General features: G+C 67.6%; 20 protein-coding genes. All 20 read left to right on the top strand.

Annotation, left to right across the window (positions count from 1 at the left end; all coding sequences use genetic code 11):
* The first annotated feature begins 198 nt into the window (after nucleotides 1-198).
* The 20 genes from JX005_RS15005 to rplR all read left to right on the top strand — a co-directional run bounded on the left by JX005_RS15005 (nucleotide 199) and on the right by rplR (nucleotide 22,491).
* Nucleotides 199-7,146 carry a SpaA isopeptide-forming pilin-related protein gene (locus tag JX005_RS15005; RefSeq protein WP_214468403.1) on the top strand — a complete coding sequence of 2,316 codons (6,948 nt, stop codon included), beginning with the start codon at nucleotides 199-201 and terminating at the stop codon, nucleotides 7,144-7,146.
* A 376-nt stretch (nucleotides 7,147-7,522) separates the two neighbouring features.
* On the top strand, nucleotides 7,523-9,190 hold the full coding sequence (locus JX005_RS15010) for a hypothetical protein (RefSeq protein ID WP_214468404.1): 1,668 nt from the start codon (nucleotides 7,523-7,525) through the stop codon (nucleotides 9,188-9,190).
* A 673-nt stretch (nucleotides 9,191-9,863) separates the two neighbouring features.
* Complete coding sequence (locus JX005_RS15015; RefSeq protein ID WP_214468405.1) at nucleotides 9,864-13,880, top strand: DUF11 domain-containing protein; 4,017 nt, start codon at nucleotides 9,864-9,866, stop codon at nucleotides 13,878-13,880.
* A 476-nt stretch (nucleotides 13,881-14,356) separates the two neighbouring features.
* A complete protein-coding gene (gene rpsJ / locus JX005_RS15020; RefSeq protein ID WP_013584016.1) occupies nucleotides 14,357-14,665 on the top strand; it encodes a 30S ribosomal protein S10 in 309 nt (102 codons plus the stop codon).
* Nucleotides 14,666-14,673: 8 nt separating this feature from the next.
* Nucleotides 14,674-15,333 carry a 50S ribosomal protein L3 gene (gene rplC, locus JX005_RS15025; protein WP_214468406.1) on the top strand — a complete coding sequence of 220 codons (660 nt, stop codon included), beginning with the start codon at nucleotides 14,674-14,676 and terminating at the stop codon, nucleotides 15,331-15,333.
* A gap of 2 nt (nucleotides 15,334-15,335) precedes the next feature.
* On the top strand, nucleotides 15,336-15,998 hold the full coding sequence (gene rplD / locus JX005_RS15030) for a 50S ribosomal protein L4 (protein WP_214468407.1): 663 nt from the start codon (nucleotides 15,336-15,338) through the stop codon (nucleotides 15,996-15,998).
* Complete coding sequence (gene rplW / locus JX005_RS15035) at nucleotides 15,995-16,294, top strand: 50S ribosomal protein L23 (protein WP_214468408.1); 300 nt, start codon at nucleotides 15,995-15,997, stop codon at nucleotides 16,292-16,294. The genes rplD and rplW overlap by 4 nt, the downstream gene beginning before the upstream one ends.
* 24 nt (nucleotides 16,295-16,318) lie before the next feature.
* Nucleotides 16,319-17,158 carry a 50S ribosomal protein L2 gene (gene rplB, locus JX005_RS15040; protein WP_191766098.1) on the top strand — a complete coding sequence of 280 codons (840 nt, stop codon included), beginning with the start codon at nucleotides 16,319-16,321 and terminating at the stop codon, nucleotides 17,156-17,158.
* Nucleotides 17,159-17,170: 12 nt separating this feature from the next.
* Nucleotides 17,171-17,452: a 30S ribosomal protein S19 gene (rpsS, locus tag JX005_RS15045; RefSeq protein WP_019181724.1), complete on the top strand. Its 282-nt coding sequence runs from the start codon at nucleotides 17,171-17,173 to the stop codon at nucleotides 17,450-17,452.
* A 24-nt stretch (nucleotides 17,453-17,476) separates the two neighbouring features.
* Nucleotides 17,477-17,875 (top strand): 50S ribosomal protein L22, encoded by a 399-nt coding sequence (rplV, locus tag JX005_RS15050; RefSeq protein ID WP_214468409.1) that lies wholly within the window; start codon nucleotides 17,477-17,479, stop codon nucleotides 17,873-17,875.
* Complete coding sequence (rpsC, locus tag JX005_RS15055; protein ID WP_169580747.1) at nucleotides 17,875-18,627, top strand: 30S ribosomal protein S3; 753 nt, start codon at nucleotides 17,875-17,877, stop codon at nucleotides 18,625-18,627. The genes rplV and rpsC overlap by 1 nt, the downstream gene beginning before the upstream one ends.
* Nucleotides 18,627-19,046, top strand: coding sequence for a 50S ribosomal protein L16 (gene rplP / locus JX005_RS15060; protein ID WP_045275476.1), 420 nt, complete (start codon nucleotides 18,627-18,629; stop codon nucleotides 19,044-19,046). Before rpsC ends, rplP begins: the two co-directional genes overlap by 1 nt.
* Entirely contained in the window at nucleotides 19,046-19,360 is a 315-nt protein-coding gene (gene rpmC / locus JX005_RS15065; protein WP_214468410.1) for a 50S ribosomal protein L29, read from the top strand. The genes rplP and rpmC overlap by 1 nt, the downstream gene beginning before the upstream one ends.
* Nucleotides 19,360-19,728: a 30S ribosomal protein S17 gene (gene rpsQ / locus JX005_RS16315; RefSeq protein ID WP_281422077.1), complete on the top strand. Its 369-nt coding sequence runs from the start codon at nucleotides 19,360-19,362 to the stop codon at nucleotides 19,726-19,728. Before rpmC ends, rpsQ begins: the two co-directional genes overlap by 1 nt.
* A gap of 34 nt (nucleotides 19,729-19,762) precedes the next feature.
* Nucleotides 19,763-20,131 carry a 50S ribosomal protein L14 gene (rplN, locus tag JX005_RS15075; protein WP_214468411.1) on the top strand — a complete coding sequence of 123 codons (369 nt, stop codon included), beginning with the start codon at nucleotides 19,763-19,765 and terminating at the stop codon, nucleotides 20,129-20,131.
* Nucleotides 20,132-20,135: 4 nt separating this feature from the next.
* Complete coding sequence (rplX, locus tag JX005_RS15080; protein ID WP_214468412.1) at nucleotides 20,136-20,495, top strand: 50S ribosomal protein L24; 360 nt, start codon at nucleotides 20,136-20,138, stop codon at nucleotides 20,493-20,495.
* A 2-nt stretch (nucleotides 20,496-20,497) separates the two neighbouring features.
* The gene (gene rplE / locus JX005_RS15085) at nucleotides 20,498-21,088 is read left to right on the top strand and encodes a 50S ribosomal protein L5 (RefSeq protein WP_214468413.1); all 591 of its coding nucleotides are present in this window, start codon (nucleotides 20,498-20,500) and stop codon (nucleotides 21,086-21,088) included.
* A gap of 99 nt (nucleotides 21,089-21,187) precedes the next feature.
* Nucleotides 21,188-21,586 carry a 30S ribosomal protein S8 gene (rpsH, locus tag JX005_RS15090; protein WP_214468414.1) on the top strand — a complete coding sequence of 133 codons (399 nt, stop codon included), beginning with the start codon at nucleotides 21,188-21,190 and terminating at the stop codon, nucleotides 21,584-21,586.
* Between the two features lie 6 nt (nucleotides 21,587-21,592).
* A complete protein-coding gene (rplF, locus tag JX005_RS15095; RefSeq protein ID WP_214468415.1) occupies nucleotides 21,593-22,129 on the top strand; it encodes a 50S ribosomal protein L6 in 537 nt (178 codons plus the stop codon).
* Between the two features lie 2 nt (nucleotides 22,130-22,131).
* Nucleotides 22,132-22,491 carry a 50S ribosomal protein L18 gene (gene rplR, locus JX005_RS15100; RefSeq protein ID WP_214468416.1) on the top strand — a complete coding sequence of 120 codons (360 nt, stop codon included), beginning with the start codon at nucleotides 22,132-22,134 and terminating at the stop codon, nucleotides 22,489-22,491.
* The last annotated feature ends 14 nt before the right edge of the window (nucleotides 22,492-22,505 follow it).

Consider the following 22,505-nt stretch of genomic DNA (forward strand, 5'->3'; position numbering starts at 1 on the left):
CGGGGCCTACTTGACAGCGGCAGATTGCAGGCTTACGTTCCCCCTGGGAACACGTGTCGACTGACTCCTGGGGGAGTTGGAAACTTTGCGGTCGGCGCGTGCTGGGAGGGGCTCCGACTTGGGGCACCCTACGTCGTTACGACAAGGGTGAAGTCAATGGATGGTCGTGTTTTCGCGCGCGCTTCAAATTCTGGGGAATTGCGCCGCAGCATTCGGGAAGTACGCAGTCAGGAGCGCAGGATCGCGCTCCGGCAGCGCTGGCATGCAGGAGCCCTGGCGACGGTCGTCGCCGGGGCTCTGGTGTTCTCGGGCATGGCGCCCGCGGTCGCCGACGAGGGGGTGACCCCTGAAGCGCCGGCCGAGCAGGTGGTCGCGACGGCCCCGGAGAATCCGGCAGAGCCCGCGGCTCCGGCCGAAGAGCCTGCAGCTCCGGCGGAAGAGCCGGCTGAGGCTCCTGCGGAGGAGCCCGCGGCTCCCGCGGAGGAGCCTGCGGCCCCCGGGGAGGGGAAGCCCGCGCCTGAAGAGGCCACCGGTCCCGTCGCGGATGCCCCGCCGGCTGCCGACCGGTCGATCTCGGCACTCGCAGCGCCGCAGGCGGAGATCGCGCCGATGGCGCTGCTCGCCTGTGCAGGGTGGCCCGTCGCCGGTTCTCCGGTCGCAGGCTTCGAGATCGACGGCAACCTGTGTCTGGATGGAGCGGGAACCAAGGACTGGGCCACCGTGGGCGGCCAGCCCGTCACGGACGACGGCTTCGACGATGCGACGCAGTTCACCGGCGGAGCGTCCGAGAGCAACTGGCCGTGGACGGCGAACCAGGTCAGCGGTGCCGGGGTGGCCACAGGCCAGTCGGACATCGGCAACGTCTATGCCTACACCCAGACCGTGAACGGCAACGTGTACGCCTACCTCGGGTTCGAACGCGACGCCACCACCGGCACCATCGGCTACTACGTCGAACTCAACCAGAAGCCGAACTCGTCCGGCCCCGTTCCCGACCGCACCGTCGGCGACCTGCGCCTGACGATCGAGCAGAACGGCAACATCACGATCCTCCTGGTGGGCGCTCACACGTGGAACGGAACGAAGTGGGTGTCGCTGGGCTCGCTCGCCGGGTTCGTCGGCCAGACCGCGCAGGGCAACATCGACAACCTGTCCGGCGACGTCCTCAAGCTGGGCTCGTTCGCCGAGGCCGCGATCAACCTGACCACGCTGTTCGGCGACAGCGGCTGCAGTGGCGCCTACGGCGTTCTCAATGTCCGCTCGAACTCGTCCGCCGGCAATGAGAACTCGTCGATGAAGGACTGGATCGCACCCGTGGCGCTCGACGTCCCCTCGACCTGCTCGACGCTGACGATCGTGAAGACCGACGCCCTCGACCCGTCGAAGGTGCTCCCCGGAGCAGAATTCACCATCTCTCCGAACCCGGCCACGGGTACCGGGAGCACGTCCGGGACGACGAACGCCCAGGGTCAGATCGTCTTCAGCGGCAACGTGGAGCCCGGCCAGTACACGATCACCGAGACGAAGGCACCGGTCGGGTACCTCCTCGACACGACGCCGAAGCAGGTGACGGTCGGCGCGGCCGAGTCCAAGACCGTCACGTTCGCCGACCCGCTCGGCAGCGCCTCGTGGGTCAAGCACGACGGCGCCGGTGCGCTCCTCGGCGGTGCGACGTTCAGGGTCACCGCAACCAACGGCGCCGCCGCGGCCGCGCCGTGGAACCTGCACACCGCACCGATCACCGTCGTCGACAACGGCGCACGCGACACCGACCCCACGGCCGGCGAGATCACGGTCGCCGGGCTTCCGACGGGAACGTACTCGGTCGTCGAGACCGCTGCCCCCGCCGGCTATGTCCTCGACCCGTCGCCGCAGAGCTTCACCGTCTCGCAGCAGACGCCGAACGTCACGCTGGCGACCGCATACGTGAACATCCCGTATGCCACGGTCACGCTGACAAAGGCGTGGGTGAACTCGTTCCCCGGTGACAAGGCGCAGCTCGCGTTCAGCGGCGACGCGTCCAAGCAGGGCACCTCGACGGCACCGACCAACGGCCCCGCCGTGCAGGTGAGCGTCGAGCCGGGCGCCGAGCTGGATCTCGCCGAGACGCTCGCCGACGCGAACACCGGCCTCTACACGTCGACGCTGTCGTGCGTGGGGGCGACCGTATCGAAGAACACCGGAACCGGCGGCTCGATCACCGTTCCGGAGTGGCCCGCATCGGCGAACGGCGTTCAGTGCACGTTCACCAACACGGCCGTCACCAAGACGGTCACGCTGCAGAAGCACTGGATCGACGCGGTCCAGGGTGACAAGGCCGAGCTCACCGCCGGCACGGAGACGGCCACGTCGACCGCCACGGGTGCGGCGGAGCAGCTCGACACCACGCACACGGCGGTCGCGACCGTGCGGGTGGGTGACACCATCACGCTGTCCGAGGCGCTGGCCGGCAAGGGCGTCTACGGATCGTCCTACTCCTGCACCACCGGTGCGGCGGGCGACGCCCTGTCGTTCCAGCTGAAGGTCCCGGACGACGACGTCACCTGCACGTTCGAGAACGAGGCCCAGCGGGCGACCGTCACGCTGAAGAAGAAGTGGGTCGCCGCGTTCGCGGGTGACACCGCCGACCTCGACGTCACCGGCGCCGAGACCGACTCGGCGACGTCGACGGCGACCGAGGGCGACAGCACGGACGCCGTCAACACCGCTTCGGTGAATGTGCGCGTCGGCGAGAAGGTGGCGCTGGCCGAGGACCTCGGCGGCGGCAACACCGGCTCGTACACGACGACCTGGTCCTGCGATGACGGCACGGCGGGCGCAGGGGGAAGCATCCCGGAGTTCACCGTCAAGAAGTCGGTGACCTGCACCATCACCAACACGGCCAAGACCACCGACATCGTCGTGAACAAGCTGTGGCTGGATGCGTTCGACGGTGACGCCGCGGATCTGTCGATCAACGGGAAGACCGAGACGTCGACCGCGAACGGCGACGCCATGCAGATCGACAACGACGTGGTGACGCGCACGGTCCGCATCGGCGAGAAGGTGACCGTGTCGGAGGCGCTCGACGCCGAGAACACCGGCGTCTACCTCAGCACGTACTCCTGCCTCGGCGCGGGCGGGCAGGGTGGGGGCAGGACGACCACCTTCACTGCCCCCGGTGTGGATGTCGAGTGCACCTTCACGAACATCGCGAAGAAGGTCGACGTCACGCTGCAGAAGCGCTGGATCGACGCCATCCAGGGCGACACCGCCGGCCTCACCGCCGGCACAGAGACCGCGAAGTCGACGGCAAGCGGCGCGAGCGAGCAGCTGGACACCGCCGACACGGCCGTCACCGCGGTCCGTGTGGGCGACACCGTCTCGCTCTCCGAGGTGGTGAAGGGGCAGGGCGCCTACGGGTCGACGTACTCCTGCAACGCGGGCGACACGACCGGTGACGGCAACGGCCGAGCGTTCGACCTCACGGTCCCGAACGCGGACGTGACCTGCACGTTCGAGAACGAGGCGGAGCGGGCCACCGTCACGCTGAAGAAGTCGTGGGTGAAGGCGTTCCTCGGCGACACCGCCGGTCTCGAGATCACGGGATCCGAGTCCGATTCGGCCACCTCCACCGCCCCCGAGGGCACGGGCGTCGACAACACGAACACCGCCTCGGTGAGCGTTCGGGTCGGCGACGAGGTGGCGCTGTCGGAGGAGCTGGGCGACAACACCGGCACGTACACATCGACCTGGTCGTGCGATGACGGCGCATCGGGCTCGGGGCGAAGCATCCCGGAGTTCACGGTGACCGAGTCGGTGGTCTGCACGATCACCAACACGGCCAAGACGACCGACATCGTCGTGGACAAGGTCTGGGTCGACGCCTTCTCCGGTGACGAGGCCGATCTGTCCGTCAACGGCACGACGGGAACGTCGACGGCGACCGGCGCGGCCAGCGAGACCGACGAGTCCGTCGTCGCGCTGACCGTCCGCGTGGGAGACCAGGTCACGGTGTCCGAGGTCCTGGGCGGTGAGAACCGCGGTGAGTACGAGAGCACCTACGAGTGCTCGCCGGCCGGGGGTGAGGGCACCGGGACCAGCACGACCTTCACGGCGCCGGATGCCGACGTCGAGTGCACCTTCACCAACACCGCCATCACCGTGGGCGTGCTGCTGCAGAAGCGGTGGCTCGGCGGGGTCGCGCTCGACCAGTCACGTCTGTCGATCGTCCGCGAGGGCGGTGCCGAGATCGTCAACACCTCGATCGCCGCGGGCGGCCTGCTCGACCAGCTCGACAACGTCAGGACGGTGCTCACGCAGGCCCGGATCGGAGAGATCCTCTCGATGGCCGAGACCGTCACGGGTCTGGGGCAGTACGAGTCGAAGTACCTGTGCTCGACGGGTCTCACGTCGGGCAACGGCGACGGCCGGCTCTTCCAGCTCACGGTGACCCAGCCCAGCATCTGCGTCTTCGCGAACCGCGCGCTCACCCAGAGCGTGTCGGTGGTCAAGACGTGGGTGAACGGGCAAGCCGGCGACACCGCCGAACTGAGCATCTCGGGTGCGGCGACGGGTTCCGAAACGTCGACGGCAGACGGGACGATGGGCGAGTTCACCGATGTCACAAACATGGTGACGGCGGATGCCCTGATCGGCCGGCAGGTGACGGTGAGCGAGCTCATCGGAGTCGAGGCCGGCGACCCGTCCGACTACGCGTCGTCACTGGTCTGCATCGGCGCCGACGACACCGTCCTGCTCGACGTGGACGACGTCTCGGGCTCGTTCACGATGCCGAACCAGCCGGTCGACTGCGAATTCGTCAACGAGGCGGAGCTGCCGACCATCGCGCTGGACAAGACGGTCGTGGTCGAGCGGGCGGAGGTCTCCGAGACCGACTGGCAGCTGTCCGCGACGCCTGAGGAGGGCGACGCGGTGACCGACGCGGACGGCGGCGACGTCGCTCCGACCGAGGTTCCCACCGGCGTCGGCTTCGAGCTCTCCGAGGACCTGATCGGCGACTTCGCCGGCTCGGACGAGTTCGAGCCCGGCGAGTGGTCGTGCGTCTCCGACATCTCAGGCGAGATCGACCTCTCCGACAGCGTCGCGGGGTCGGCTGCCCTGCGGTCGCTCGACAAGGGCGAGAACGTGGTCTGCAGCATCGTGAACTCGCACGTGGACCAGGGATACGTCTTCGACAAGTCGCTGGTGAGCTCGAACCAGAACGAGGACGGCACCTGGACGGTGACGTACGACATCACGGTTCACAACAACAGCGAGCTCGTCACGGTCGAGTACGACCTGACCGACGCGATCGATGCGACGGACGGAGTCGTGATGGCCGCGTCGTGGACTGGGGCCACCGAGGGCGAATTCGCCGAAGGGTCGCTCGAGGCACAGCTGGCGAACGACCGGCCACTCGCCCCGTTCGACGGATCGAACGATGACGTCTACACCGTCACCGTGATCGCCGCGATCGCGTCGGTGCCCGATGGCGTCGACCCGTGTGCGGGTGAAGACGGCGGAATCGGCATCGTCAACACGGCGGTGCTCACCGTCGGCGGCGACGCGCCGGTCGAGGACGAGGCTTGCGGGACGATCCACCTCGACGACGTGGGCCTCGAGAAGTCGTCCAGCGCGACGTCGGTCGAGCCGGGTGTTCCGTTCGACTACGTCCTCACGGTCACGAACCACGGCACACGGGATGCTGCGGCCGTCCACGTCCGCGATGCGGACCTGCACTCGCGCCTGGACATCGTCGGCCTGACGCTGTCGGACGGCTTCGGGATGACCATCGAGCCGGGCTGGACGGAGAACAGCGACACACAGCCGAACGACATCGTCGACCTCACCCTGGGCACGCCGCTGGCGCCGGGAGCGTCGATGACGGTGACGATCTCGGTCGTGCTTGCTGCGCAGCCGGCCGTGTCGTCGATGGATCCGGCCGACCCGGTGCCGACGCCTCCCGCGCCGCTTGCCTCGCTGGTCAACAACGCGTGCGTCGACACGATGATCGACACGGTCGGCGGCCCCTTCGACGGCGAGCCGTTCGCACCCAACTGCGACGACCTCACCATCGAGGTCCGCGAGATGACGGGCGTGGTCTACACGGCTTGCGTCAGCGACACCGCGGTGCTGCGCTACATCCTCCGGACGTCGCCGAGTCTGTCGACGCTTCCGGTGTCGGGCAGCTGGGTGACGAAGGACGAGCCGAACGCGGCGGGTCACTCGCTGACGATCGGCGAGTTCTTCGCGGGCCCCGACGGCGTGACCGGAGAGCTCCAGTGGCCGGGAAGCCAGTTCGTGGGCAACCCGCCGGTCGCGGTGGACTACCCCGGCTGGCGAGCGCTCCAGGCGTCCGACTACGGATCCGACGGCGGCTACCTCAACCCGGCCGACGGCATCGAGTACGCGCCGGAGGATGCGAGGTTCTTCGTGTACAACGGCCTGATCCTCGACCCGAGCGAGCTCGACTTCGCATGGCGCGGTGAGAGCACCGTCACGTTCGAGGTCAATCCGACGATCGCGTTCGATGTCGAGTACCCGACCGCGACCGGGGCCTGCTTCCAGGCGCGTCACAGCCAGGTGGAGATCGTCAAGACGGCGAGCGTGGAGAACACCAAGCCGGGTGGAGCGCTCACGTACGACCTCGAGGTCGCCAACTTCAGCGTCGACTCCGCGGCCGATGGCGTCATCGTCACGGACGAGATCCCGGCCGACCTCAAGATCACGGATGTCACGTGGTCGGGCGAGGGGGACACCAGCGTCTTCCCGAACTGGGAATCGTGCGAGGTGACCGGCCAGGACAGCGGCGGCTATGGAGGCACGCTCGAGTGCGTGCTGTTCGGGCCGCTGCAGCCGCAGGGGAGCGAGGAGGGCGCCAGCGCGGCGCCGACCATCACTCTCGCAGCGACGGTGGACCCGCAGTCGCAGGCCACCTCGATCACGAACGTCGCGGTCGTGGACTACCACACGTTCGGTGATGAAGGGGATCCCGGGCGCGACTCCGACGATGCGACGGTGACGGTCTCGCAGCTCGCGGCGCTGTCGGCGACCGGTGGCGGCGCCGTCTGGCCGCTGGCGATCTTCGGACTCCTCACGCTCCTCGCCGGTGCGACGACCCTGGTCGTCCGCCGTCGCCGGGGCGAGGTGAAGCCGATGCAATGACCGTGGAAGAGGGCGGGCTGCCCCCAAGGCCTGCCCTCTCCCACCTCGCCGCGGTTCGGCGGCACTGAAGCCCTTCGTCCTCGCGGAGCGAAGGGCTTCAGCGTGTCCGCGTGGCGGGATTCGCGCGAACGCCCGCAAGCTGATAACGTGCACGAGCAGCGCTTCGGCGCTGCCCATCTGCAAACCCGAACGCAGATGGATCGGTCGCGTGATACCCGCACGCAAGGGAGACCGAACAGCCCCGCATAGGGCTACGGGTCCGACGCTCCGCGTCGGGGGAGTACGGCACGTTCGCGTGCCGCTGGGAGTACCGGCGCTCGTATCCGGGCGTCGCTGGGACGGCGCTTGATCGCGCCCGGAAGTTGGGGAGTTCTCTGTGCGGTACGCACGAAAGAACAAGAAGACATTCAAGGCGCTCGCCGCCGTGGCACTCGCCGCGTCGCTGGTCGTGGCGCCGCTCGTGACCGCGGGAGCCTCCGCGGCAGACCTGATCGGAACCGTCGGCACCTTCGAGGATGCGACGCCCGCGGCGAACTCGCCGAAGTACTGGGAGGATCGCTACGCGGATCACCAGGCGGAGTGCTACAGCTCGACGGGCAACTCCGACCACGGCCGCCTCACCAACGGCAAGAAGACCGTGACACTGTACCCGTTCAACCAGGCATGGCCGGGCGACCACTGGGAGGTGCTCGTCGTCAAGGCGGGCAACACCAACAACGTCATCCACCACCCCGTTGCCGGCGTCGCCTACGCGTCGCCGGTCAACAAGGGCGGCAAGCAGGCCGAAGTGTCGCACTGGATCGTCTGCAAGGGCACGACCCCTGAGGCTCCGCCGACCGTCGTCACGCCCACGCTCGAGTGGACGCCGCCGTCGTGCACCGCTGCCGGCGTGCTGACGAAGAGCCCGAACGCCGAGTGGGTGTCGGTTCTGAACGGCGACGGCACCACCACGTGGACCGCCAAGCCGCTGGCCGGCACGGCATTCCCCGCCGGGAACTTCTCGTGGACCGTGCCCAACCTCGACAAGCTGTCGGAGACGCTCGAGCAGTGCCGTCCGCCCCAGCCTCCGGCTGACGTGACGAGCAAGGAGACGCTGGAGTACGACTGCGCCAGCAAGGTCGTCCAGGTCACGACGACGACCACCACCACTCCGTACGTGTGGAGCGGAACCGCGTGGGTCCCCGGTCAGCCGACCGACTCCACCTCGACGTCCGAGCGTCCGATGACGGTCGACGAGAAGAAGGACTGCCCCCTTCCCGACACGCTGGTCGAGTACGGCTCGTGGGTGGACGGCGAGTGGGTGTGCGGCGACACCCAGGTGACGCAGACGCGTGAAGTCACCACGACCGTTTTCGAGTACGACGCCGAGGGCAACCCGACGGCCAAGTCCTCCGTCGCGATCGAGACCCAGACCCGTGACCTCGAGCAGTCCGAGATCGGGGAGTGCCCGCTCATCCCGGGTGACATCGCCTCGTCGTGCGTGGGCGATGTGCCCTACCTCGCCTACGGCGTGACGCTGCCCGAGGGCTATGTGGCCGACAGCGCGACCCCCGTCACGATCACCTTCGTGAACCCCGCCGGTCCCGACCTCGTGTTCGGCAACCAGCCCCTCTCGGGCAGCGTGCTCTGGCCCGGCGCCTCGGCCGGCGAGCCGAAGATGTGGCCGGGCTGGGAGCTCGTGAACGGCGAGTACTTCCCGACGGACGGCAACTTCGCCTGGACCCGCGAGGGCGTGACCGTGCGCTTCGACGTCAACCCGACGTACGAGACGGTTGTCGAGTACCCGGCGGCGTCGGCGCTGTGCGCCAACCCGGCGAACGACGACGACCCGGAGACGCCCGTCGTCGGCCCGGAGACCCCCGTCTCGCCTGAAACCCCCGGCCCGGAGACGCCGGCTTCGGTCGACCCGGAGAGCCCCCTCGCCGTGACCGGCGGCGTCGTCAGCCCGATCGTCCCGATCGCCGGTGGCGCGCTGCTTCTCATGGGCCTCGCCGCGCTGGCGTTCGTCGCGTACCAGCGTCGACAGGGAGTGCACACCTCTTAATAGAGCGCAGCTCCCGGATGCCTCTTAATAGGGGTGTTCCACGGAGGAGGGCGGTCGCGCGTGAGCGCGACCGCCCTTCGGCGTCGGTGGCGGCATCCGCTCGCTCGTCCTCACCCGGCTCTCGATGACCTGAAGTCGCCCATTCCAGGGGTAGCCAGATCGCTGGACTGGATGTAACCTCTAGACAATCTCGATGTGGGGTCGAGATATCTCGATCTGGGGTCGAGTTTCACTGGGGCTCAGATCGCGGATTCCGCGGATTGGGGAAGGCGACTGGGGTTTGGGCCTGTTGGCCCTGCGCGTCAGACGTTCACCCTGGGGACGGGTGATGAAGATGGCTCGTAGTCGGCAGGTTTTCTTGAGCGGTCTGATCGCCGCAGCATTGGCCATAGGTCCGGCCGGTGGTGCAGCGGCGGCAGGGGGCTCGGAACCAGAGACCATTGTCGAAGCCTCGGCGGAGCAATCTCCGCCGGCAGAAGCACCATCCGCGGAATCCGCGGTCGTCGAACCGGCGCCCGCTCCGGCTCCGGCTCCCGCGCCTGCACCAGCTCCGGCTCCGGCACCAGCTCCGGCTCCGGCGCCCGCTCCGGCTCCCGCGCCCGCACCGGCCCCAGCGCCGGAACCCGCGCCTGCGCCGGCGCCCGAGACGAAGTCGTCCGGCGGCGCTGCGGTGGTGGCCGAGCCGGCACCCGAGCAGAAGACGACCGCGGCGCGGTCGTCCGGCTCGCAGGGGTCGAACGACCCGAAGCACGGCGATGACCCGAAGCACGATGACGACCCGAAGCATGACGACGACCCGAAGCACGACGACGACCCGAAGCACGACGACGATCCCAAGGATCACGACAAGAAGAAGGCTCAGCTCAAGCTCGTCAAGGTCGTCAAGAACGACGACGGCGGCAACGCCAAGCCCGGAGCATGGACGCTGCAGGCGCGGGCAGACGGCGGTTCGTGGGCCTCGCTCCCGCAGAACACCTGGGTGGAGCTTCCCGTGGGCGTCTACAAGCTCGGCGAGAAGGGCGGCCCCGCCGGATACGACTGGACCGACCTGTCGTGCACAGGTTCCGAGAAGACCGATGTCGACGCCCCGGTGGTGCACCTCGAGAAGGGCGACAAGACGACCTGCACGTTCACGAACAACGACCGGCCGCAGGAGAAGAAGGGCCAGCTGAAGCTGATCAAGAAGGTCGTCAATGACAATGGCGGCGACGCGAAGGCCGGTGCCTGGACGCTGCAGGTTCGCGTGAACGGGCAGTGGATGTCCGTGACGCAGGGTCAGTGGGTCACGCTCCCGGTCGGCACCTATGAGATCCAGGAAGTCGGTGGCCCGGCGGGATATGAGCTGACGTCGGTGGACTGCACGAGCAGTGGCGGCGGTGGCGGCGGTGGCCACGCCGACGATGACGATGGCCATCACGGTGATGACGACAAGCGCGTCGCCATGTCTCAGGGCGGTGGTGACCACGGCGGCTCGGGCGATGACGGCACCGCGACGGTGAAGAAGGACGGCAAGACGACCTGCACGTTCACGAACGACGACAAGCCGCAGGAGAAGAAGGGTCAGCTGAAGCTGATCAAGAAGGTCCTCAATGACAACGGCGGCAACGCGAATGCCGGCGACTGGACGCTCCAGGTTCGGGTGAACGGTCAGTGGCAGTCCGTCACGCAGGGGGAGTGGAAGACGCTCCCCGTCGGGTCGTACGAGATCCGCGAGACCGGTGGCCCGGCGGGCTACGACCTGACGTCGGTGAGCTGCACCAGCAGCGGCGGCGGCGGTGGCGGTGGCCACGACGACGATGACGACGATGACGGCGACCACGACAAGAAGGCGCTCGCGACCAAGGGCGGCAGCCAGGGCGGCTCAGGCGGCTCGGGCGACGACGGCACCGCGACGGTGACGAAGGGCGGCAAGACCACCTGCACCTTCACGAACGACGACAAGCCGCAGGAGAAGAAGGGTCAGCTGAAGCTGATCAAGAAGGTCGTCAACAACGACGGCGGCAATGCCCTGCCCGGGGACTGGACGCTCGAGGTGCTGGTCGACGGGCAGTGGCAGTCGGTGACGCAGGGTCAGTGGATCACGCTCCCGGTCGGCTCGTATGAGATCCGCGAGACCGGTGGCCCGGCGGGCTATGACCTGACGTCGGTCGACTGCACCAGCAGCGGCAGCGGCGGCGGCGGTGGCGGCGGTGGCGACGACGACGATGATGATGACGATCACGGCGATGACGACAAGCGCTTCTCCACGTCGCACGGCGGCGGTGGCGGCCAGGGCGGCTCGGGCGATGACGGCACCGCGACGGTGACCAAGGGCGGCACGACCGTCTGCACGTTCACCAATGACGACCAGCCGAGCGCACCGACCATCGCGAAGTCCTTTGAAGGCCTCGCCCACGTCGGCCCCGGGCCGGTGTGGTCGGTGTCGTACCTGCTGACGGTGGACAACACCGGCCAGCCCCGCGAGGCGGAGTACACGCTCTTCGACGTGCCCTCGTTCGCGAGCGGGATCGACATCGTGGGCCAATCCGTGGTCGACGTCACCGGCGGCGGCGTCGCGATCCCCTGGGACGGGCAGCCGACCACGCCGATCGTCGATGGTGCGGTTGTGGCGGCCGGCGCGACGCATGTGTACCGCGTGACCTTCACCGTGGCGCTCACGGGCGTCATCCCGCCCGACGAGCTGGACTGCACGGGTCAGCCCGGCAGCGGCTTCTTCAACTCCGCCACGCTGGAGTGGGAGGGAGAGCAGGTCGACGCCGAGGACTGCGAGCCGGTGCCGCCGACCGCGCTCTTCTCGAAGACGGTGCTGAGCGCGCTGCAGATCGACGCCGACACGTGGGACCTCTCCTACCGCTTCTCGGTCACGAACCCCGGCACGATCGACGCCCTCTACTCGCTCACGGACGAGCTGGGAGCATTGCCGGCCGGGGTCACGCTCGTACGCATCACCGCCATGGCGGATCCCGCGTACCCGCTCACGCCGGCGCCTCAGATCACCGAGTGGAACTCCGGTGACCCGGTGCAGTTCGCGACCGGTCGCACGGTGCCCGCGGGCGCGACCCACGCGTACCTGATCACGGTCAGGGTGGACGTCGACCTCATCGAGGTGCCCGATCCTCTGCCGCCGACCTGCGACGACATCCCGGGAGCGACCTATGTCGTGCCGAACCGCGGATCGGTCAACGTCAACGGAGTGATCATCGACGACGACGCGTGCGCCCAGATCGACATCGTCGACCTCGGGATCGTCAAGAGCCACAGTGACATCGAAGGCGGTGCGGTCGAGCCGGGGACGGAGTTCACGTACTACCTCGACGTCACGAACCACGGCACGGTCGACGTCACCGACGGTGTCGTCACCGACGAGATCCCCGCGGACCTCGAGGTGCTCGAGGTGACTGCTCCGGCCGGCTGGACGGTCGTGAGTCCGACCGGCGATCCGCTCGGCAACGACCTGCTCGTCGAGGACGTCGCCCTCGCGGTCGGCGCCACCGACCGCATCGAGGTGCGCGTGATGCTGCCCCAGCCGCCCGACCCGGTGGCGCCGCAGCTGGGACCGGACGGAGAGGCCGCGCCGTTCGAGCCCGACTTCATCGACACTCTCGTCAACACCGCCTGCGTCGCCGTCCTCAACGACATCGATCCGACGAACGACTGCTCGACGGTGGAGATCCCGGTGGACGAGATCCTGGCCGACATCGCCGTGCGCTGCGTCAACGACGTCGCGTTCCTCGAGTACGCGGTCGCCACCAGCGGAAGCCTGCAGGGCCAGCCGATCACGCTCACGTGGACGCCCGACCTGCAGGTGCCCGCACCCGACCCCGCTTCGGTGGTCCGCCAGCTGGCATCCGGCGAGTCGGGAAGCATCCTGTGGCCGGGAGCGCTGCTCGCGCCCAACGACGTCAGCATCCAGTGGCCGGGATACCGTCCGCTGACGGAAGCCGACTACAACCCGGTGACGGGGGAGCTGCTGGTCGACCCGGCGCTCGTCTACAACGGTATGGTGCTCGACACCAGCTACCCGACGTACCCCTGGCGGTTCGGGACGACGGTCACGATCTCGGTGAACCCGACGCTCACGATCAGCGCCTCGTACCCGCCCGCGAGTCCCAACTGCGCAGTACCGCGCTCGGCCGACCTCATCATCGACAAGACGGCGAGTGTGGAGGAGACCGCGCCGGGTGCGTCGTTCGACTACGGCCTCAAAGTCACGAACCTCGCCGTCGACTCGGTCGCTGAGCCAGTCGTGGTGACCGACCCGATCGCCGGCGACCTGAAGGTGGACAGCATCCTGACGAGCGACTCGGCGTTCCCGCGCTGGCGTGACTGCCAGGTCACCGGTCAGGACGACGACGGCTACGGCGGCATCCTGCGCTGCGAGCTCCTGGGGCCGCTGGCGATGGGCACCTCGGCCCCGATGATCACTCTCGGAGTGACGGTGCACCCGGAATCGCGGGCGTCGTCGATCACCAACGTCGGCGAGGTGTGCTGGGGCGCACCCACCAACGATCTTCCGTTCCAAGCGTGTGACGACGACGCCGTCACCGTGACCATGTCGGCTCTTCCCCCAACAGGAGCCGATGCGCCGACCGGAGCCGTCCTCGCCGGCTCGGCGGCTCTGGCCATCGGGGTGATTCTTCTGATGGTCACGACCGTGCGTCGACGTCGCGAGGACGTCGTCACGGGGTGATATGCCGCGGGAGGGCAGCTCCCCCAACACCTGTCCTCCCGCGGTTCCACCGGGACGTGGCCGCGTCCCCTGGGAAGCAGCCGAGCATAGCCCCGCGCGACACGCCCGAGTTTGCGACACGCCCGGGCGGCACGTAGACTAGCGAGGTTCCACATTCCGGTGCGCCTTCCGGCGCGCGCAGGATCACTGCCAGGGCAGTGCATAGGCGGCGCGGAAGCGCAGGGTCCTAGGCCGCGGGCAGCAGAACCACCACATCTCAAACCCCCTTCAGCACGAGAGTGTTCCTCTTGTGTGCGAGCGGGTGGCGGATGCCGGGAGCAGCGCTTCGGCGCGGCATCCGGATTGACATCAGAACAGCGGTGCAGCAACGCACTGCAACAGCAGTGCAGAAGTGCCCTGGCGCGTGAGCGCCATCGTGCGTCCAATGCCCTCGGGGAATTCGAGCCGGTATGACGCGTAAAGAGAGAGAGCAGACAATGGCGGGACAGAAGATCCGCATTCGCCTGAAGTCGTACGACCACGCCGGGCTTGACTCGTCGGCGCGCAAGATCGTCGACACCGTGACCCGTGCGGGCGCGACCGTTGTGGGCCCCGTGCCCCTTCCGACCGAGAAGAACGTCGTGTGCGTCATCCGGTCGCCCCACAAGTACAAGGACAGCCGCGAGCACTTCGAGATGCGCACCCACAAGCGTCTGATCGACATCATCGACCCGACGCCCAAGGCCGTCGACTCGCTGATGCGCCTTGACCTGCCGGCCGACGTCAACATCGAGATCAAGCTCTGAGGTTCGACATGGCTGACATCAACAACAAGATTTCCAAGGGCCTCCTGGGCACCAAGCTCGGCATGACCCAGGTCTGGGACGAGAACGGCAAGCTCGTTCCCGTCACCGTCATCGAGGTCGCTCCGAACGTGGTCACCCAGGTTCGCACGCCCGAGAAGGACGGCTACAAGGCCGTCCAGATCGCCTACGGCCAGATCGACCCCCGCAAGGTCAACAAGCCCCTCACGGCCCACTTCGACGCTGCCGGCGTGACCCCCCGCCGCCACCTCACCGAGATCCGCACGGCGGACGCTGCTGACTACTCGCTCGGTCAGGAGCTCACGGTGGACGGCGTCTTCGAGGCCGGCCAGCTGATCGACGTCGTCGGCACCAGCAAGGGCAAGGGCACCGCGGGCGTCATGAAGCGCCACAACTTCAAGGGTGTCTCCGCCTCGCACGGTGCGCACCGCAACCACCGCAAGCCCGGTTCGATCGGCGCCTCGTCGACCCCGAGCCGCGTCTTCAAGGGCATGCGCATGGCCGGCCGCATGGGTGGCGAGCGCGTGACCGTCCTCAACCTCAAGGTGCACGCCATCGACTCCGAGAAGGGTCTGATGCTCGTCAAGGGCGCCGTCCCCGGTGCTCGTGGCCGCATCGTCTACGTCCGCAACGCAGTGAAGGGTGCCTGAGCATGGCTGACTCGACTCTCGCGCTCGACGTCCACAAGGCCGACGGCAAGAAGGCCGGCTCTGTCGAGCTGCCCGCCGCGATCTTCGACGTCAAGACGAACATTCCGCTGATCCACCAGGTCGTCGTCGCGCAGCGCGCGGCGGCTCGCCAGGGCACCCACTCGACCAAGCGTCGCGGTGAGGTCTCGGGCGCCGGCCGCAAGCCCTTCAAGCAGAAGGGCACGGGTAACGCCCGTCAGGGCTCGATCCGCGCGCCGCACATGACCGGCGGTGGCATCGTCCACGGCCCGAAGCCGCGCGACTACGCGCAGCGCACGCCCAAGAAGATGATCGCGGCCGCCCTGCTGGGCGCGCTCAGCGACCGTGCTCGTGGCGACCGCCTGCACATCGTCGACTCCTTCGGCATCGAGGGTGCCCCGTCGACCAAGGCTGCTGCCGCGGTCCTGACGGCGCTCGCCCCGACCAAGAACGTGCTGGTCGTCATCACGCGTGACGACGAGCTCAGCATCCTGAGCGTGCGCAACCTCGCGTACGTCCACGTGCTGTACTCCGACCAGCTGAACGCCTACGACGTGCTCGTCTCCGACGACATCGTCTTCACCAAGGCCGCCTACGACGCGTTCGTCGCGTCCAAGAGCGGCGCCACCGAGGAGGTCTCGGCATGACCGCCGTCAACAAGGACCCGCGCGACATCATCCTGAAGCCGGTCGTCTCCGAGAAGAGCTACGGGCTCATCGACGAGGGCAAGTACACGTTCCTCGTGGACCCCCGCGCCACGAAGACCGAGATCAAGCTCGCGATCGAGAAGATCTTCGGCGTCAAGGTGGCTGCGGTCAACACGATCAACCGCGTCGGCAAGGCCCGCCGCACCCGCTTCGGCACCGGCAAGCGCAAGGACACCAAGCGCGCCATCGTGAGCCTGAAGTCGGGCACCATCGACATCTTCACGGCAGTCGGCTGACGGTCGGGATAGAGGACTAGAGATATGGCTATTCGCAAGTACAAGCCCACGACCCCGGGTCGCCGCGGCTCGTCGGTGGCCGACTTCGCCGAGATCACCCGATCGACGCCTGAGAAGTCGCTCCTCCGCCCGCTCGCCAAGACCGGTGGCCGCAACAACCAGGGCCGCATCACCACCCGCCACATCGGCGGTGGCCACAAGCGTCAGTACCGCGTCATCGACTTCCGTCGCAATGACAAGGACGGCATCGACGCCAAGGTCGCTCACATCGAGTACGACCCCAACCGCACGGCGCGCATCGCGCTCCTGCACTACGCGGACGGCGAGAAGCGCTACATCATCGCGCCGAACAAGCTGTCGCAGGGCGACATCGTCGAGTCGGGTCCCTCGGCCGACATCAAGCCCGGCAACAACCTGCCGCTCAAGAACATCCCCACCGGTACTGTGATCCACGCGATCGAGCTCCGTCCCGGCGGCGGCGCGAAGATGGCCCGCTCCGCGGGTGTGTCGGTGCGTCTCGTCGCGAAGGACGGCCCGTACGCCCAGCTGCGCCTCCCCTCGGGTGAGATCCGCAACGTGGATGCCCGCTGCCGCGCGACGATCGGCGAGGTCGGCAACGCCGAGCAGTCGAACATCAACTGGGGCAAGGCCGGCCGCAACCGCTGGAAGGGCATCCGCCCGACCGTCCGCGGTGTCGCGATGAACCCCGTCGACCACCCCCACGGTGGTGGCGAGGGCAAGACCTCCGGTGGTCGTCACCCTGTTTCGCCGTGGGGTCAGGCCGAAGGCCGCACCCGTCACGCGAACAAGGAAAGCGACAAGTACATCGTTCGCCGTCGCAACGCCGGCAAGAAGCGCAAGTAGGAGTAGAGGAAGATGCCACGCAGTCTCAAGAAGGGCCCCTTCGTCGACGAGCACCTGCTCCGCAAGGTCGTCGTACAGAACGAAGCCGGCTCCAAGAACGTCATCAAGACCTGGTCGCGCCGCTCGATGATCGTCCCGGCCATGCTGGGTCACACGATCGCCGTGCACGACGGTCGCAAGCACATCCCCGTGTTCGTGACCGAGACCATGGTCGGTCACAAGCTGGGCGAATTCGCGCCCACCCGCACCTTCCGCGGCCACGTGAAGGACGACAAGAAGGGCCGTCGCCGCTAAGGCGGCGACGAAGAGGAGAGAGAAATGGTGGAGTCCATCGCACGTGTGCGACACATCCGCGTGACCCCTCAGAAGGCTCGTCGTGTCGTCGCCCTCATCAAGGGCAAGCAGGCTGAGGAGGCCCTGGCCATCCTCAAGTTCGCGCCGCAGAGCGCGAGCGAGCCGATCTACAAGCTCGTCGCCTCGGCGATCGCGAACGCTCGCGTGAAGGCCGACAAGGACGGCGAGTACCTGGACGAGCAGGACCTGTACGTGGCCAACGCGTACGTCGACGAGGGCACGACGCTCAAGCGTTTCCAGCCCCGCGCCCAGGGTCGCGCGTTCCAGATCAAGAAGCGCACGAGCCACATCACGGTCGTGCTCTCGACGCCCGAGGTCGCTGAGGCGGCCCCGGCTGCCCCGACGAAGAAGGCGAGCAAGTAATGGGCCAGAAGGTCAACCCGTACGGCTTCCGCCTCGGCATCACCACGGACCACGTGTCGCGCTGGTTCTCGGACTCGACGAAGCCCGGACAGCGCTACGCCGACTACGTGGCCGAGGACATCAAGATCCGTCGCCTGCTCACGACGTCGCTCGACCGCGCCGGCGTCAGCAACATCGAGATCGAGCGCACGCGTGACCGCGTCCGCGTCGACATCCACACCGCCCGCCCGGGCATCGTGATCGGCCGCCGCGGCGCCGAGGCCGAGCGCATCCGCGCCGACCTCGAGAAGCTCACCGGCAAGCAGATCCAGCTGAACATCCTCGAGGTCAAGAACCCCGAGGCCGATGCTCAGCTCGTCGCACAGGGCATCGCCGAGCAGCTCAGCGCCCGCGTGGCTTTCCGCCGCGCGATGCGCAAGGGTCTGCAGGGTGCTCAGCGCGCCGGCGCCAAGGGCGTCCGCATCCAGGTCTCCGGCCGCCTCGGCGGCGCCGAGATGAGCCGGTCGGAGTTCTACCGCGAGGGTCGTGTGCCGCTGCACACGCTGCGCGCGAACATCGACTACGGGTTCTACGAGGCGAAGACCACCTTCGGCCGCATCGGCGTGAAGGTCTGGATCTACAAGGGCGACCTGACCAACAAGGAGCTCGCGCGCGAGCAGGCCAACGCGCCCAAGTCGGACCGTCGTCGTGACGACCGTCCGCGTCGTGGCCCGCGCAACGAGGCCCCCGTCGCAGAAGGAGCATCGGCGTAATGCTTATCCCCCGCAAGGTCAAGTACCGCAAGCAGCACCACCCCAAGCGCGATGGCCAGGCCACCGGCGGCACGAAGGTCTCCTTCGGCGAGTTCGGCATCCAGGCACTCACGCCCGCTTACGTGACGAACCGTCAGATCGAGTCCGCTCGTATCGCGATGACCCGTCACATCAAGCGTGGCGGCAAGGTGTGGATCAACATCTACCCCGACCGTCCGCTCACGAAGAAGCCGGCCGAGACCCGCATGGGTTCCGGTAAGGGTTCGCCCGAGTGGTGGGTCGCAAACGTCAAGCCGGGTCGCGTCCTCTTCGAGGTCGCCGGCGTCAACGAGGAACTCGCTCGTGAGGCCCTGACCCGTGCCATCCACAAGCTGCCTCTCAAGGCACGCATCATCAAGCGCGAGGAGGGCGACGCGTAATGGCGATCGGCACCAAGACGCTCGCTCCGAGCGAGCTCGACACGTTCGAAGACCAGCGCCTCGTCGAGGAGCTGCGCAAGGCCAAGGAAGAGCTGTTCAACCTGCGCTTCCAGTCGGCCACCGGCCAGCTCGAGAGCCATGGCCGCATCCGTGCGGTCAAGCGCGACATCGCGCGGCTCTACACCGTGATCCGTGAGCGCGAGCTCGGCATCCGTGCCACGCCCGCGCCGCTGGAGACGGCGACGAAGGCGAAGAAGACGAAGGCCAAGAAGGCGGATGCCGCTGACAAGGCCGAGAAGGAAGAGGCCGAGTGATGGCTGAGACCACCGAGAAGAAGGCCCCCGCGAAGAAGGCCACGGCTCCCAAGGCCGAGGTCGTCGAGCAGGCCGCAGGCCACGAGTCGTCCGAGCACGATGTGCGCGACGCCGACGCCCGTGGCTACCGCAAGTCGCGTCGTGGCTACGTCGTGAGCGACAAGATGGACAAGACGATCGTCGTCGAGGTCGAGGACCGCGTGAAGCACCCCCTCTACGGCAAGGTCATCCGTCGGACCTCGAAGGTCAAGGCGCACGACGAGGGCAACACTGCCGGCATCGGCGACCTCGTCCTCATCAACGAGACCCGTCCGCTGAGCGCCACCAAGCGCTGGCGCCTGGTCGAGATCCTCGAGAAGGCCAAGTAGGCCCTCGGCTTACTTGGAACCCAAGGAGTAACAAGTGATTCAGCAGGAATCCCGCCTGAAGGTCGCCGACAACACCGGCGCCAAGGAGCTGCTCACGATCCGCGTGCTCGGTGGCTCGCACCGCCGGTACGCCGGTCTGGGCGACACCATCGTGGCCACGGTCAAGGATGCGATCCCCGGCGGCAACGTCAAGAAGGGCGATGTGGTCAAGGCCGTCATCGTCCGCACCAAGAAGGAGACCCGTCGTCCCGACGGCTCGTACATCAAGTTCGACGAGAACGCCGCCGTGATCCTGAAGAGCGACGGGGAGCCCCGCGGCACCCGCATCTTCGGACCGGTCGGCCGTGAGCTTCGCGACAAGAAGTTCATGAAGATCGTCTCGCTCGCACCGGAGGTGATCTGACCCCATGGCCAAGATCAAGAAGGGCGACCTGGTTCAGGTCCTCACTGGCAAGAAGCAGGACAAGGGCGGCGACCGCGGCAAGCAGGGCAAGGTCCTCGAGGTCCTCGTCGAGCAGAACCGCGTCATCGTCGAGGGCGTGAACTACGTCACGAAGCACACCCGCGTCGGCCAGACCCAGCGCGGCACCAAGACGGGCGGCATCGAGACGTTCGAGGCCCCCATCCACATCTCCAACGTCGCTCTCGTCGACCCCTCGAGCAAGAAGCCGACCCGTGTCGGTCACCGCGTCGAGGAGCAGACGAAGGATGGCGTGAAGCGCACCGTCCGCGTGCGCTACGCGAAGAAGTCAGGCAAGGACCTCTGAATATGAGCACCGCCACTGCCGCGGAGGCTGGCAAGATCCAGCCCCGCCTCAAGCAGAAGTACAACACCGAGATCAAGAAGCAGCTGCAGGACGAGTTCGGCTACGCGAACGTCATGCAGATCCCCGGTCTCGTCAAGGTGGTCGTGAACACCGGCGTCGGCGAGGCAGCTCGCGACAGCAAGGTGATCGATGGCGCGGTCGACGACCTCACCAAGATCACCGGTCAGAAGCCGCTCGTCACCAAGGCCCGCAAGTCCATCGCTCAGTTCAAGCTGCGTGAGGGTCAGGCCATCGGCGCGCACGTCACCCTCCGGGGCGACCGCGCGTGGGAGTTCGTGGACCGCCTGGTCAACCTCGCCCTGCCCCGCATCCGCGACTTCCGCGGTCTGTCGGGTGCGCAGTTCGACGGTCACGGCAACTACACCTTCGGTCTCCAGGAGCAGTCCGTGTTCCACGAGATCGACCAGGACAAGATCGATCGCGTCCGCGGGTTCGACATCACGGTCGTGACGTCGGCGAAGACGGATGCCGAGGGCCGCGCACTCCTGCGTCACCTGGGCTTCCCCTTCCGTGGCGAGGACGCTCAGGCCTGAGCTGCCAAGTCCCCGGGAGCCGCCGGCTCCCGGGGCACTCATAGAAGGTCGCCTGTCGTGTAACGGCAGTCGAAACCTCATGATCAAAGGAAACAAGAAATGACAATGACAGACCCGGTCGCAGACATGCTGACCCGTCTGCGCAACGCGAACTCGGCGCACCACGACACCGTGTCGCTGCCGAACTCGAAGCTCAAGACCCACATCGCCGACATCCTCCAGCAGGAGGGCTACATCGCCGGCTGGGAGGTCTCCGATGCGCGCGTCGGCCAGACCCTCACGCTGACGCTCAAGTACGGCCCGAACCGCGAGCGGTCGATCGCCGGCATCAAGCGCGTCTCGAAGCCCGGCCTCCGCGTCTACGCGAAGTCGACCGAGATCCCCACCGTCCTCGGTGGCCTCGGCGTCGCCATCCTGTCCACCTCCTCCGGTCTTCTCACCGACCGCCAGGCCGAGCAGAAGGGCGTGGGTGGGGAAGTCCTCGCCTACGTGTGGTGATCTGACATGTCGCGAATCGGACGTCTCCCGATCGACATCCCTGCCGACGTGACCATCACGGTCGACGGCCAGGCTGTCGCGGTCAAGGGCCCCAAGGGTGAGCTCGCGCTCACCGTGGCGCGCCCCATCGAGGTCAAGGTCGAAGAGGGCCAGGTCATCGTGACCCGTCCCGACGACGAGCGCGAGTCGCGCTCGCTCCACGGCCTGACCCGCACGCTCATCAACAACAACATCATCGGTGTCACCCAGGGCTACACCAAGGGCCTCGAGGTCGTCGGAACGGGTTACCGCGTGGCGCAGAAGGGCAGCTCGGTCGAGTTCGCCCTCGGCTTCTCGCACCCCGTGCTCGTCGACCCGCCCGCGGGCATCACCTTCACGGTCGAGGGCAACAACAAGCTCACCGTGAGCGGCATCGACAAGCAGGCCGTCGGTGAGGCGGCTGCCAACATCCGCAAGATCCGCAAGCCCGAGCCGTACAAGGGCAAGGGTGTGCGCTACGCCGGCGAGGTCGTGCGGCGCAAGGCCGGAAAGGCTGGTAAGTAACCATGGCTGTGAAGTCGAAGACCGACGCGCGTTCGCGTCGTCACGCCCGCCTTCGCAAGAAGGTCGTCGGCACCGAGCAGCGTCCGCGCCTCGTCGTCACCCGCTCGGCCCGCCACGTCTTCGTGCAGGTCGTGGACGACAGCAAGGGCCACACCGTGGCCTCGGCCTCGAGCCTCGAGACCGATCTGCGCACGTTCGACGGTGACAAGACTGCCAAGGCGCGCAAGGTCGGCGAACTCGTCGCCGAGCGTGCCAAGGCGGCCGGTGTCTCCGACGTCGTGTTCGACCGCGGTGGCAACCGCTACGCGGGCCGTGTCGCGGCGATCGCCGACGGCGCTCGCGAAGGAGGTCTGAACCTGTGAGCGAAACAACCAAC

It is taken from the genome of Microbacterium flavescens, from assembly GCF_018588945.1.
Taxonomy (GTDB): domain Bacteria; phylum Actinomycetota; class Actinomycetes; order Actinomycetales; family Microbacteriaceae; genus Microbacterium; species Microbacterium flavescens.